Annotated in this window: 12 protein-coding genes; 3 read left to right on the top strand and 9 right to left on the bottom strand. The window is 59.7% G+C overall.

Features of this window, described 5'->3' with window-relative positions; translation table 11 throughout:
* Positions 1–26 precede the first annotated feature (26 nt).
* Positions 27–335: a YhbY family RNA-binding protein gene (locus tag AACY31_RS21095; protein ID WP_003197704.1), complete on the top strand. Its 309-nt coding sequence runs from the start codon at positions 27–29 to the stop codon at positions 333–335.
* Between the two features lie 10 nt (positions 336–345).
* On the opposite strand, the gene AACY31_RS21090 is transcribed toward AACY31_RS21095, so the two are convergent.
* The 8 genes from AACY31_RS21090 to grpE form a co-directional block, all read right to left on the bottom strand.
* Positions 346–750 carry an MFS transporter gene (locus AACY31_RS21090; RefSeq protein WP_339505048.1) on the bottom strand — a complete coding sequence of 135 codons (405 nt, stop codon included), beginning with the start codon at positions 748–750 and terminating at the stop codon, positions 346–348.
* A gap of 28 nt (positions 751–778) precedes the next feature.
* Entirely contained in the window at positions 779–1255 is a 477-nt protein-coding gene (greA, locus tag AACY31_RS21085; RefSeq protein ID WP_339479203.1) for a transcription elongation factor GreA, read from the bottom strand.
* Positions 1256–1257: 2 nt separating this feature from the next.
* Positions 1258–4479: a carbamoyl-phosphate synthase large subunit gene (gene carB / locus AACY31_RS21080; protein ID WP_339479158.1), complete on the bottom strand. Its 3222-nt coding sequence runs from the start codon at positions 4477–4479 to the stop codon at positions 1258–1260.
* Positions 4480–4584: 105 nt separating this feature from the next.
* Entirely contained in the window at positions 4585–5721 is a 1137-nt protein-coding gene (carA, locus tag AACY31_RS21075; RefSeq protein WP_339479159.1) for a glutamine-hydrolyzing carbamoyl-phosphate synthase small subunit, read from the bottom strand.
* Positions 5722–5977: 256 nt separating this feature from the next.
* Positions 5978–6784 (bottom strand): 4-hydroxy-tetrahydrodipicolinate reductase, encoded by an 807-nt coding sequence (gene dapB, locus AACY31_RS21070; RefSeq protein WP_003197696.1) that lies wholly within the window; start codon positions 6782–6784, stop codon positions 5978–5980.
* A 9-nt stretch (positions 6785–6793) separates the two neighbouring features.
* A complete protein-coding gene (gene dnaJ, locus AACY31_RS21065; protein ID WP_339479161.1) occupies positions 6794–7918 on the bottom strand; it encodes a molecular chaperone DnaJ in 1125 nt (374 codons plus the stop codon).
* 321 nt (positions 7919–8239) lie between these two features.
* The gene (gene dnaK, locus AACY31_RS21060; protein WP_339479162.1) at positions 8240–10156 is read right to left on the bottom strand and encodes a molecular chaperone DnaK; all 1917 of its coding nucleotides are present in this window, start codon (positions 10154–10156) and stop codon (positions 8240–8242) included.
* A 104-nt stretch (positions 10157–10260) separates the two neighbouring features.
* Complete coding sequence (gene grpE, locus AACY31_RS21055) at positions 10261–10827, bottom strand: nucleotide exchange factor GrpE (RefSeq protein WP_013692249.1); 567 nt, start codon at positions 10825–10827, stop codon at positions 10261–10263.
* Positions 10828–11068: 241 nt separating this feature from the next.
* Between grpE and recN the strand changes: the two genes are divergently transcribed.
* On the top strand, positions 11069–12742 hold the full coding sequence (recN, locus tag AACY31_RS21050; RefSeq protein WP_339491778.1) for a DNA repair protein RecN: 1674 nt from the start codon (positions 11069–11071) through the stop codon (positions 12740–12742).
* Positions 12743–12817: 75 nt separating this feature from the next.
* Here the strand turns inward: recN and fur are convergent, their stop codons facing one another.
* Complete coding sequence (gene fur / locus AACY31_RS21045) at positions 12818–13222, bottom strand: ferric iron uptake transcriptional regulator (protein ID WP_230150441.1); 405 nt, start codon at positions 13220–13222, stop codon at positions 12818–12820.
* 97 nt (positions 13223–13319) lie between these two features.
* Here fur and AACY31_RS21040 point away from each other — a divergent pair, with 97 nt between their 5' ends.
* Entirely contained in the window at positions 13320–13847 is a 528-nt protein-coding gene (locus tag AACY31_RS21040; protein WP_339479168.1) for an outer membrane protein assembly factor BamE, read from the top strand.
* Positions 13848–13854 lie beyond the last annotated feature (7 nt).

Raw genomic sequence — 13854 nt, 5'->3', positions numbered from 1 at the left:
ACAAGATCAGACGCAGAGGTCAGATTATGCCGCTCACTCAAGAGCAGAAGAAACAATACAAATCCATTGGCCACCATCTGAAACCGGTTTTGACTGTGGCTGACAACGGTTTGACGGAAGGTGTACTCGCCGAACTGGAACGCGCCTTGAGCGATCATGAGCTGATCAAGATCAAGCTCAACATCCTCGACCGCGAAGCCCGCCTGGCTGCCGTTGCCGAACTGTGCAAGACCGGCAAGGCAGACCTGGTGCAGGTCATCGGCAAGATGGCGCTGATTTACCGCAAGAACTTCAGCGTCAACAAGCAACTGTCGAACGTTCACCGCTTCAAGTGATGCCAAAGGGTCAAGGGTGTGCCTCGCACACCCCGCCGCTCCACCCGGGAACCGGCTGCAACACCAGCACTAATCCGGAAAAACCCAGCACCAGGTAACTGAATACCTGCCACTGGCTCGCCTCCGGCCAGCCCAGATGCACCGCAAAGAACATCCCGCACGCGTACAACGACATGAGCAACACTTGCCCGCGAATGTCGCGCCATAGACTGGCAAGGCCCTCAGCCTGAACCAGCACCAAAGCCTGAAACATTACGCACGCCGCGGAAAAACCCACCAGCAGCGCCGTCAGCATGCCTGCGATTTCATCGATGAGCAGCGGTGCCAGGCCTACTCGACCCAGCACCGGCAGCAAACCGACGTGCAATAACCAGACGCCGCCCACCCACAACATCTGGGTGAGCTGCCAGATCATGGCGCCCGCTCGCAGCGGGCGTCTTCGTTCAGATGTGACGGACTTCGACAATCTCATACTCAATGACACCACCAGGCGTCTTCACCGCCACCACATCGCCCTCTTCCTTGGCAATCAAGGCGCGAGCGATGGGCGAACCAACGGATATCTTGCCGAGCTTGATGTCTGCCTCGTCCTCACCAACGATCTGGTAAGTGACGCTTTCATCGGTCTCGACGTTGGCGATTTCCACGGTAGTGCCAAAGATCACCTTGCCGGTGTGCGGGATCGTCGTGACATCGATGATCACCGCATTCTGCATGCGACCTTCGATATCACGGACGCGCGCCTCGACCATCCCCTGCTCCTCTCGGGCTGCGTGGTATTCGGCGTTTTCCTTGAGATCGCCGAGCTCGCGCGCCTCACCAATAGCCTGGCTCAAGCGCGGGCGCTCGACCTTGGTCAGCAAAGCGTGCTCTTCTTCCAGGGCCTTCGCGCCCTGAACAGTCATCGGGTACTTGGTTATGCTCATGCCTTTAATCCTGCATGTAGATCCTGCAAGCGACGCACAGTCTTCTCGGGACCGAACTTGAGCGCTTCGCAGATCGCTTCGCCCGCAGCAATGGTCGTGGTGCAGTAGATCTTGTGCTGCAGTGCATTGCGACGAATGGAATAGGAGTCAGCAATCGACTGACGACCTTCGGTGGTGTTGATGATCAGCGTGACTTCGTCATTCTTGATCATGTCGACCACGTGCGGACGCCCCTCGGTCACCTTGTTCACACGACGCACTTTCAGGCCTGCCTCTTCGATCAGCCTGGCAGTACCGGCAGTGGCGACCACTTCGAAGCCCAAGTTGATCAGATCACGGGCCACGCCTGCAACCAGTGGCTTGTCGTCATCACGCACGCTGATGAACGCCGTGCCGCCAGTCGGCAACACTTCGCTGGCGCCCATCTGAGCCTTGGCGAAGGCTTCACCGAAGGTATCGCCCACACCCATCACTTCACCGGTGGACTTCATCTCCGGGCCGAGGATCGGGTCGACGCCAGGGAACTTGGCGAACGGGAAGACCGCCTCTTTCACACTGTAGAAGTTCGGAATGATTTCCTTGGTGAAATTCAGTTCCTTCAGGGTTTTGCCAGCCATGACCCGTGCAGCGATCATCGCCAGGGAAACACCGATGCACTTGGAGACGAACGGCACGGTCCGGGAAGCGCGCGGGTTGACCTCGATGACGTAAATGTCTTCACCCTGCAGGGCCAGTTGCACGTTCATCAGGCCGATGACGCCCAGCTCCAGGGCCATTTTCTTGACCTGATCGCGCATCTCGTCCTGGATGTGCGCCGGCAGCGAGTAAGGCGGTAGCGAGCAAGCGGAGTCACCGGAGTGAACGCCCGCCTGTTCGATGTGCTGCATGATCGCGCCAATCACCACGTCCTTGCCGTCGCTGACCGCGTCCACGTCCATTTCGATGGCGCAGTTGAGGAAGTGATCCAGCAGCACCGGGCTGTCATTGGAGACCTGGACCGCTTCGCGCAGGTAGCGCTTGAGCTCGTCTTCTTGATAGACGATTTCCATCGCACGGCCGCCCAGCACATAGGACGGACGCACCACCAGCGGGTAACCGATCTTGGCGGCGGCACGAATCGCTTCGTCTTCGCTGCGCACGGTAGCGTTTGGCGGCTGGCGCAGGTTCAGGCGCTCGACCATCTGCTGGAAGCGCTCACGGTCTTCGGCGCGGTCGATCGCATCCGGACTGGTGCCGATGATCGGCACGCCGGCGGCTTCAAGGGCGCGCGCCAGTTTCAGCGGGGTCTGGCCGCCGTACTGGACGATCACGCCTTTTGGCTTCTCGACACGAACGATTTCCAGCACGTCTTCCAAGGTCACTGGCTCGAAGTACAGCCGATCGGAAGTGTCGTAGTCGGTGGAGACGGTCTCCGGGTTGCAGTTGACCATGATGGTCTCGTAACCGTCATCGCGCAGGGCCAGTGCCGCGTGTACGCAGCAGTAGTCGAACTCGATGCCCTGGCCGATCCGGTTAGGACCGCCACCCAGGATCATGATCTTGTCGCGAGTCGATGGCGCAGCTTCGCACTCTTCCTCGTACGTGGAGTACAGGTACGCGGTGTCGGTGGCGAACTCGGCCGCGCAAGTGTCGACGCGCTTGTAGACCGGGAACACTTCCAGCTTGTGGCGATGCGCGCGCAAGCTCTTCTCGGTCACACCCAGCAACTTGGCCAGGCGCATGTCGGAGAAGCCTTTGCGCTTGAGGCGGAACATCATGTCGCGGTCGATGCTGGACATGCCCAGGGTCTTGACCCGCTCTTCGTCCTTGATCAGATCTTCGATCTGTACCAGGAACCAAGGGTCGATCATGTTCATGCCGAAGATCTGCTCGACGGTCATGCCGGCACGGAAGGCATCGGCCACGTACCAGATACGCTCGGCGCCCGGCACGGTCAGCTCGCGCTTGAGCACGCCCATGCTTTCCGGGTCGGCTAGGTCCAGCTTCGGATCGAGACCGCAGACGCCCACTTCCAGACCGCGAAGAGCTTTCTGCAGGGATTCCTGGAAGGTCCGGCCGATGGCCATGACTTCACCGACCGACTTCATTTGGGTAGTCAGGCGGGCATCGGCCTTGGCGAACTTCTCGAAGGCAAAACGTGGCAGCTTGGTAACGACATAGTCGATGGACGGTTCGAAGGACGCCGGGGTCTTGCCGCCGGTGATGTCGTTCGACAATTCGTCCAGGGTGTACCCCACGGCCAGCTTGGCAGCGACCTTGGCAATCGGGAAACCGGTGGCCTTGGAAGCCAGGGCCGACGAACGGGATACCCGCGGGTTCATCTCGATGACCACCATGCGACCCGTGTTCGGGCAGATGCCGAACTGGACGTTGGAACCGCCGGTTTCCACGCCGATCTCACGCAGGACCGCCAGGGAGGCGTTACGCAGGATCTGGTATTCCTTGTCGGTCAGGGTCTGGGCTGGTGCGACGGTGATCGAGTCACCCGTGTGCACGCCCATCGGATCGAAGTTCTCGATGGAGCAGACGATGATGCAGTTGTCCTTTTTGTCGCGGACAACTTCCATTTCATATTCTTTCCAGCCGATCAGGGATTCGTCGATCAGCAGTTCCTTGGTCGGCGACAAGTCGAGACCACGGGCGCAGATTTCTTCGAATTCTTCACGGTTGTAGGCGATACCGCCACCGGTGCCGCCCATGGTGAAGGACGGACGGATGATGCACGGGAAGCCGAGGCGCTCCAGGACGGCGTTGGCCTCTTCCATGCTGTGGGCGATGCCCGAACGCGGGCAGTCCAGGCCGATGGATTTCATCGCCTTGTCAAAGCGCGAACGGTCTTCGGCCTTGTCGATGGTGTCGGCGTTGGCGCCGATCATTTCCACACCGAACTTCTCCAGGACGCCTTCGCGCTCCAGGTCCAGGGCGCAGTTCAGCGCAGTCTGGCCACCCATGGTCGGCAGCAGCGCGTCCGGGCGCTCCTTCTCGATGATCTTGGCAACGGTCTGCCACTTGATCGGCTCGATGTAGGTGGCGTCGGCCATGGCCGGGTCGGTCATGATGGTGGCCGGGTTGGAGTTCACCAGGATGACGCGGTAGCCCTCTTCGCGCAGGGCTTTACAGGCCTGGGCGCCGGAGTAGTCGAATTCGCAGGCCTGGCCGATCACGATCGGGCCAGCGCCGAGAATCAGGATGCTTTTTATGTCTGTACGTTTTGGCATGGGTTTGTCACTCAAATCCGCAGGTCAGTCGGCTAGGCCGTCGAACAATCTTTGAAGCGCCCGAAGGGGCCGCCGCGCTCGGGGCCGCCCTCGGGCTTCTCGCGGTCAGCGTCGCTTGGCCATCTCGTTGATGAAGCGATCGAACAGCGGAGCCACATCGTTCGGGCCCGGGCTCGCTTCAGGGTGGCCCTGGAAGCTGAACGCGCTCTTGTCGGTACGCTCGATACCTTGCAGCGTGCCGTCGAACAGCGACTTGTGAATCGCGCGCACGTTGGCCGGCAGGGTGGCTTCGTCCACCGCAAAACCGTGGTTCTGGCTGGTGATCATCACCACGCCGGTGTCCAGGTCCTGCACGGGGTGGTTGGCACCGTGGTGGCCATGACCCATCTTCAAGGTCTGGGCGCCCGAAGCGAGGGCCAGCAGCTGGTGACCGAGGCAGATACCGAATACCGGGATCTCGGTCTCCAGCACGTCCTTGATCGCCTGGATCGCGTAGTCGCAAGGCTCCGGATCACCCGGGCCGTTGGACAGGAACACACCATCGGGCTTGAGGGCCAGGACGTCGGCAGCCGGGGTTTGGGCCGGCACTACGGTGACGCGGCAACCACGCTCGACCAACATGCGCAGGATGTTCAGCTTGACGCCGTAGTCGTAGGCCACCACGTGGTAAGGCAGCTCGCAAGCCTCGATCGTCGCGTGACTGTCGGTCTTCAGGTCCCAGACCGTGGAGCGCCATTCGTACTGCTTCTTGGTGCTGACGACCTTTGCCAGGTCCATGCCCTTGAGGCCAGGGAAGCCCTGGGCAGCGGCGATGGCCGCCTCTTCGGAAATGTTGTCGCCGGCCATGATACAGCCGTTCTGCGCGCCTTTTTCCCGAAGGATGCGGGTCAGGCGACGGGTGTCGATACCGGCGATCGCCACGACATTGTTGGCTTTCAGGTAATCGGACAGGGACATCGTGTTACGCCAGTTGCTCGCTACCAGCGGCAAGTCACGGATGACCAGGCCGGCGGACCAGACACGATCAGACTCGGCGTCTTCCGGCGTGGTGCCGGTGTTGCCGATGTGCGGGTAAGTCAGGGTAACGATTTGTTGGGCGTAGGAAGGATCGGTAAGAATTTCCTGATAGCCGGTCATTGCGGTGTTAAACACCACCTCACCAACGGTCTGACCGTCGGCTCCAATGGCTTCGCCGCGAAAAATGCTGCCATCAGCAAGGGCGAGTATGGCTGGCTTAGTCAAGAAGACCTCCCGTAAATAAAGCCTGAAAGGGCGATCGCAGGTTGTAAAAAAGCGGAGTGACGTATGGACACGTCACCCCGCTTGTTCACTGAATTATTCTGCGCGCTTTTAGTGGACACACTAAAGCTGTAGCTTACAGAAAAAGGCTTTTTTGGTCCACCGCTAATGAGCCTTAAAGGCAGGGGAATGCGACAGGGCGTCGCGAGGCGGTGTAAAACGGGGGCTCAGTATAACCTGAACCCCATACTTAAGGGCATCAACGCAGGTCGAGAACGTCCTGCATGTCGTACAAACCAGGCTCGCGGCCATCCAGCCACAGCGCGGCACGAACGGCACCCTTGGCGAAAGTCATCCGGCTCGACGCCTTGTGGGTGATCTCCAGGCGCTCGCCTTCAGTGGCGAACAGCACGGTGTGGTCGCCCACCACATCACCACCGCGCACAGTGGCGAAACCGATGGTGCTGCGCTCACGAGCACCGGTGTGCCCCTGACGCCCATACACGGCCACTTCCTGCAGGTCACGCCCCAGCGCATCGGCAATCACCTCACCCATGCGCAAAGCCGTTCCCGAAGGCGCGTCGATCTTGTGCCGATGATGCGCCTCGATGATTTCAATATCCGCATCGTCACCCAAGACCCGAGCCGCCATGTCCAGCAGCTTCAGCGACAGGTTCACGCCTACGCTGAAGTTCGCGGCGAACACGATCGGAATATCTTTGCCCGCATCGGCCAGCAACTGCTTTTGCGCGGCATCCAACCCCGTCGTGCCGATCACCATGGCCTTGCCGTGCTTGCGGCAGATCGCAAGGTTTTTCAGCATCACTTCCGGCAGGGTGAAATCGATCAGGACATCGAACTCGTCGAGCACTTTCTCCAGGCCGCCAGACATCGGCACGCCGATACGCCCCAGGGAGGCCAGCTCACCCGCATCAGCACCCACCAGCGTGCTGTCGGGCCGAACGATGGCCGCCGTCAGGCCGGAAAGCGGCGAGCGCTGCTGCACCGCCTCGACCAGCGCCTTCCCCATGCGCCCCGCAGCGCCCATCACAGCTATACGTCGCATGCGAACTCCTTACAGGTCGCCGAAGAAGCGTTTCACGCCTTCGAACCAACCGGTGGTTTTCGGGGAGTGGCTGTTGTCATCCGCCAGCGAGCTGCGAAACTCCTCCAACAGCTCACGCTGACGCCGACCCAGGTTGACCGGCGTCTCCACCGCCACGCGGCACATCAGATCACCCGCACCACCGCCACGCACTGGCGCGACGCCTTTGCCACGGATCCGGAACTGTTTGCCGGTTTGCGTGCCCTCGGGAATTTTCAGCTTGACGCGACCGTCGAGGGTCGGGATCTCAAGCTCACCACCCAAGGCCGCATCGACGAAGCTGATCGGCACTTCGCAGAACAGGTGCTTGCCGTCGCGCTGGAAAATCGCATGCTCGCGCACGTTGATGACCACATACAGGTCGCCAGTCGGGCCGCCCAGGGCGCCCGCCTCGCCTTCGCCGGACAGGCGAATGCGGTCACCGGTGTCAACACCCGCCGGCACTTTGACCGACAGCGTCTTGTACTCTTCGACACGCCCTTCGCCATGGCAGGAGTCGCACGGATCGGAAATGATCTTGCCTTGGCCATGGCAACGCGGGCAGGTCTGCTGCACCGAGAAGAAGCCCTGCTGCATGCGAACCTGGCCGATCCCGCCGCAGGTTGGGCATGTCACGGGCGAAGAACCCTTCTTGGCGCCCGAGCCATCGCACGGCTTGCAATTGACCAGTGTCGGAACACGGATATTGACGGTGGTACCGCGCACCGCCTCTTCCAGGTTCAGCTCCAGCGTGTAGCGCAGATCACTGCCACGCTGGGCGCCGCCACGGGCACCGCCGCGACCGCCACCGAAAAAATCGCTGAACACATCACCGAAAATATCGGAAAAGTTCTGACCGCCGAAACCGGCACCACCGCCACCCATACTTGGATCGACGCCGGCATGACCGTACTGGTCGTAAGCCGCGCGCTTGCTCGAATCGGACAGTACTTCGTAGGCCTCGTTGGCCTCCTTGAACATCTCTTCCGACGCTTTGTCGCCGGGATTACGGTCCGGGTGGTGCTTCATCGCCAGGCGACGATAAGCCTTCTTCAGGTCTGCCTCGCTGGCCCCCCGCTCGACACCCAACACTTCGTAAAAGTCACGCTTTGCCATTAGTCTTTGCACTCTTATAGGACGTCTGGCAAACCTCTCCTGAACCTTGCCAAACTCGTTGAGCCCCAATACAGGCCCGGACCCAACTCACGTCAATTCAACGATCCTGGTCATATATCTTTCAGCCAGGGCCCCGGCCAAAACGCGGCGTCCATCGTCGGAAAGCAGGAGCATTCCCGAACACACCGCCAACACCCGAACACTGTCGCATGCTGTAAAAATTCACTGGTTCCAGACACGCCAACGCGGGAGCAAGCTCCCGCGCGGCGACATCCTACCAGCCACCGCACAAATGCAGTCAACCGGTCGACCAACAAGCGATTACTTGTGGTCTTTCACTTCTTCGAACTCGGCGTCAACGACGTCGTCGGCTTTCTCGGCCGATTCGTCCTGCGCAGCCGCGCCTTCGGCAGGTTGACCCTGTTCGGCGTACATCTTCTGAGCCACTGGCGCGGAGACCTTGGACAGCTCTTCGATCTTGGCCTCGATGGCCGCCTTGTCGTCGCCTTTGACGGCAGCTTCAAGGGCAACCACAGCCGCTTCGATGGCGGTTTTCTCTTCCGCGGTCACTTTCTCGCCAGCATCAGCGATCATTTTGCGAGTCGAGTGCACCAGGGCATCGCCCTGGTTGCGGGCGCTGGCCAGCTCTTCGAACTTGCGGTCTTCCTCGGCGTTGACTTCAGCATCGCGAACCATCTGCTGAATTTCTTCCTCGGACAGACCGGAGTTGGCCTTGATCACGATCGACTGGGTCTTGCCAGTGGCCTTGTCTTTCGCGCCGACGTGCAGGATGCCGTTGGCGTCGATGTCGAAGGTCACTTCGATTTGCGGCACGCCACGTGGCGCCGGTGGAATCTCAGCCAGGTCGAACTTGCCCAGGGACTTGTTCTGGGCAGCCTGCTTGCGCTCACCCTGCAGCACGTGGATGGTCACGGCGCCCTGGTTGTCGTCGGCCGTCGAGAACACTTGGGATTTCTTGGTAGGAATCGTGGTGTTTTTCTCGATCAGCGCGGTCATCACGCCACCCATGGTTTCGATACCCAGGGTCAGCGGGCTGACGTCGAGCAGCAAAACGTCCTTCACGTCGCCGGCCAGAACAGCGCCCTGGATAGCAGCACCCATGGCAACGGCTTCGTCCGGGTTCACGTCCTTACGCGCTTCTTTGCCGAAGAAATCGGTGACCAGTTTCTGAACCAGCGGCATACGGGTCTGACCGCCGACCAGGATCACGTCGTTGATGGCGCCAACGTCGATACCGGCATCCTTCATCGCAATGCGGCAAGGTTCGATGGTGCGCTGAACCAGGTCTTCCACCAACGCTTCGAGCTTGGAACGGGAGATTTTTACGTTCAGGTGCTTAGGACCGGTGGCGTCTGCCGTGATATACGGCAGGTTCACGTCGGTCGACTGGCTCGAGGACAGTTCGATCTTGGCTTTTTCAGCGGCTTCTTTCAGGCGCTGCATGGCCAGCGGGTCACCCTTGAGGTTCATGCCGCTTTCTTTCTTGAACTCGTCGACGAGGTAGTCGATCAGGCGGATGTCGAAGTCTTCACCACCGAGGAACGTGTCACCGTTGGTTGCCAGTACTTCGAACTGGTGCTCGCCGTCGACTTCAGCGATTTCGATCACGGAAACGTCGAAGGTACCGCCACCCAGGTCATAAACGATCACGGTGTGATCGCCCTTGGCCTTGTCCATACCGTAGGCCAGAGCGGCCGCGGTCGGTTCGTTGATGATACGTTTTACGTCGAGGCCCGCGATGCGGCCGGCGTCTTTGGTCGCCTGGCGCTGGCTGTCGTTGAAATAGGCAGGAACAGTAATGACCGCCTCAGTCACCGCTTCGCCGAGGTAATCTTCGGCGGTTTTCTTCATTTTCTTGAGGATTTCAGCCGAAATCTGTGGCGGCGCCATTTTCTGGCCGTTCACTTCAACCCAGGCGTCGCCGTTGTCAGCCTTGGCGATTTTGTAAGGCACCATCTTGATGTCTTTCTGAACGACTTCTTCGTCGAACTTGCGACCGATCAGACGCTTCACCGCGTACAGGGTGTTATGCGGATTGGTCACTGCCTGACGCTTGGCCGACTGGCCAACCAGAATCTCGCCATCATTGGCGTAAGCGATGATCGACGGCGTAGTACGCGCGCCCTCAGCGTTTTCGATGACTTTGGCCTTGCCGTTTTCCAGCACGGAGACGCACGAGTTGGTGGTCCCCAGGTCGATACCGATAATCTTGCCCATGTTCTTAACTCTCCCGAAACTTGGATTTTGTTGCCGCAGCAGTGGTGGCTAACTGCGGTAGCACTTAAACGCTTGACTTATAGATGGGGCCGCCAAGACCGATTTCAAGCCTGCTCATCAATCGAAGGCGAAACCGGCGCTGGCGTCTTGCTGACCACGACCATGGCCGGGCGCAGCAGACGACCGTTAAGCAGATAGCCCTTCTGGAAAACCTTCAGCACACTGTTTGGCTCGACATCAGCACTTTCCTGCATCGCCATGGCCTGGTGGTGCTCGGCGTTGAAGGGCTCACCATGCGGATCAAGGGTTTCGAGCTGATAACGCTTGAGAGTGTCCTGGAACATTTTCAGGGTCAGCTCGATGCCTTCACGCATCGGACGAATGTTTTCGTCATCCGGGTTGGACAGCTCCAGGCCACGCTCCAGGCTGTCGATGATCGGCAGCAGGTCGCCTGCAAAACGCTCCAGGGCGAATTTATGAGCCTTCTCTACATCCTGCTCGGCGCGACGGCGGACATTCTGCAGGTCGGCGGCGACACGCAACGCCTGATCCTGCGCACCGGCCAGTTGCTCCTCGAGCACTTGTACACGTGCCGCCAGGTCTTCACCGGAATCCTGGGAAGCCTGATTGGCGTCTAGATTTTGCGTGTCCTGCGTCTGTTCGTCAGCCATAGATTTCTCCTCTCAACTTCGTCCGCGAGCTCAACTCGCGCTTCTGCCCCGGTATATGGGGCCGGGTTTTGCAGCTTCAAGGGCCATCTGACGAATTGACCTTACAAAAAACCGCTGCATAACCATTCCCCTTAGCGCTAAGAAAATCATCTGTCCACGCAAATCGAGCTAAGCAGGGGCATTGTCAGGCCAAAACAAAACACTGTATAAATAACCAGACCTAAAGCCTGGGAGCGGCCTTATGCTGGTGCACCTGTCCGTACACAACTACGCCATCGTCGAACACCTCGACCTCGAACTTGATCGAGGCATGAGTGTGATCACCGGTGAAACCGGCGCTGGCAAGTCGATCATGCTCGATGCCCTGGGCCTGACGCTGGGCGACCGCGCCGACAGCGGCGTGGTTCGCCCCGGAGCGGATAAAGCCGACATCCTGGCGACGTTCGACTTGCTCGACATCCCCGAGGCCAGTGCCTGGCTGGCCGAACGCGACCTGGACACCGACGGCCTGTGCATCCTGCGCCGGGTCATCACCGCCGAAGGCCGCTCCCGAGGCTACATCAACGGCACGCCCTGCCCCCTGGGCGACCTCAAGGCCCTCGGCGAGCTGCTGATCGACATTCACAGCCAGCACGAACACCAATCCCTGCTCAAGACCGATACCCATCGACGCCTGCTGGATGAATACGCCGGCGCCACGGACCTGGCCCGCCAGGTCCAACTGGCGGCCCAACGCTGGCGCCAGACCCGGCAGGAACTGGATCGTCTTTCCAACTCCGGTGACGAACAGCGTGCCCGTCACCAGTTGTTGAGCTACCAGCTCGAAGAGCTGGAGAACCTGGCCCTGGGTGAAAATGAACTGGAAGAACTGGAGCAGGAACACAAGAACCTGACCAACGCCGAAACCCTGCTGAGCATTTGCCGGCAAGTGGTCGAACAATGCAGCGAGAGCGATTCAGGCAATGTGCTCAACGCACTGACAGCGAGCTTGAACCGGCTCTCCAGCGTGAACAATTCGGTGGGCACCCTGAACGAAGCGACCAACCTGCTGACGAGTGCGCAGATCCAGGTCGAAGAAGCCGTCGGGGAGCTGAATCGGTTCCTCGATCATTTCGATGCCGACCCGGCCCGCCTGCAATACCTGGAAGAGCGCCTGGACTCCATCTATACACTGGCGCGCAAGCACCGCATCCAGCCGACCGATGTTGCCGAACTCCAGCAGCGGCTGCTGGAAGAGCTGGAAACCCTGAACGCCAACGATGAATCCATCGAGCGCCTGGGGGACGAACTGGCTTCTTATGCCCGTCATTACCAGGAAAAGGCCAAGGAGCTCAGTGAACTGCGGCAGCGCGCCGCAACAGGGCTGGCCAGCGCCGTGGAGCAGGAAATCCAGCGCCTGGGCATGCCGGGCGGTCGCTTCACCATAGAATTGCGCCCCAACGCTGGTGCCGAGCTCCAGCCCAATGGCCTGGAGCAAGTGGAACTGCTGGTCAGCGCCAACCCCGGGCAACCGCTCAAGGCCCTGGCCAAAGTCGCCTCCGGCGGCGAGCTGTCACGAATCAGCCTGGCCATCCAGGTGATCACCGCGCAGACCTCTCGCGTGCCGACGCTGGTATTCGACGAAGTGGACGTGGGCATCGGTGGCCCAACCGCGGAAATTGTCGGCCAGTTGCTTCGGCGGCTGGGGGAACGCGGCCAGGTGCTGACGGTGACTCACCTACCCCAGGTCGCCGCCCAGGGACACCAGCATTTATTTGTGCACAAGGTACGTGGCGAAGACGCCACGCGTACCGCCGTGTCCAAGCTCAACAAAAACGAGCGTGTGGAAGAGGTGGCGCGAATGCTCGGAGGTATCGACCTCACTAAGGAATCCCTGGCCCACGCGAAAAAAATGGTCGTTACCGTAAAAACCTGACAAAAACCGCACAGCAAGAAGGCGACCCTAGGGTCGCCTTCTTTCGTTTGGGAGCTGTGGGCTCACACAACGAGCTTACTTCCTCTTGCGCACATGCAAGACGAGATGGTGATCGATCAGCTCGAAGCCATACTTTTCAGCAATTTCTTTTTGCAGCGCTTCGATTTCCGGACTGATGAACTCGATGACCTCACGGGTATCCACGTCCACCATGTGATCGTGGTGCTCCCCGTCAGCCAATTCAAAGACCGCATGACCGCCATCGAAATTATGACGAGCCACAAGACCCGCAGCCTCGAACTGAGTCAGAACACGGTAAACCGTGGCCAGACCGACGTCCTCACCAGCCTCCATAAGCGCCTTATAGACATCTTCAGCACTCATGTGGCGTTGCTCGGCGGAATCGAGCATTTGTAGAATTTTGACCCGTGGCAGGGTCACTTTGAGGCCGGCTTTGCGTAGTTCGCTATTTTCAACCATGGTCAGCTTTCTCGCGATGCTGCTTCGCAGCTTCTCTTAATGCGGGTATGATCGGCGTTTACGTTGTCCCAGCCAAGATAGTGGAAGTCGCCCACCGATGCAAAACACCAAGCTCTTGCTAACCAGTTTCACCTTTGTGGGACTGCTCGCACTCGCCGGTTGTTCATTCCCCGGGGTTTACAAAATCGACATCCAGCAGGGCAATGTCGTCACGCAGGACATGATAGACCAGTTACGCCCGGGAATGACCCGCCGGCAAGTACGGTTTATCATGGGTAACCCCCTGCTGACCGACACGTTCCATGCCGATCGCTGGGATTACCTGTACAGCTTGCAGCCAGGCGGCGGTGAGCGCCAACAGGAACGCATCAGCGTTATCTTTAGCCCCAACGACCAACTCGTCAGCCTGTCAGGCGATTTCATGCCTGGCGTGAGCCGTGACGAGGCCATCCTGGGCAAGGATAGCGACAACACCATGACCGACCCGGCCCAGAATGCCGAACAGCCGAAACCGGAAAAACCGGCCAAGCCAGGTTCGTTGCTGGACCAGATCCAGAAGGACGTGGACCAGGTCGAGACTGTACCAGTCCCGACGCCAGAGCCCCTGGACACCTCGCCGCAATAAATTGCGG

The organism is Pseudomonas sp. RL_105y_Pfl2_101 (assembly GCF_963970585.1).
Classification (GTDB): Bacteria; Pseudomonadota; Gammaproteobacteria; order Pseudomonadales; family Pseudomonadaceae; genus Aquipseudomonas.
Note: the sequence above shows the minus strand (reverse complement) of the source record. Positions and strands in the feature narration are given on the sequence as shown.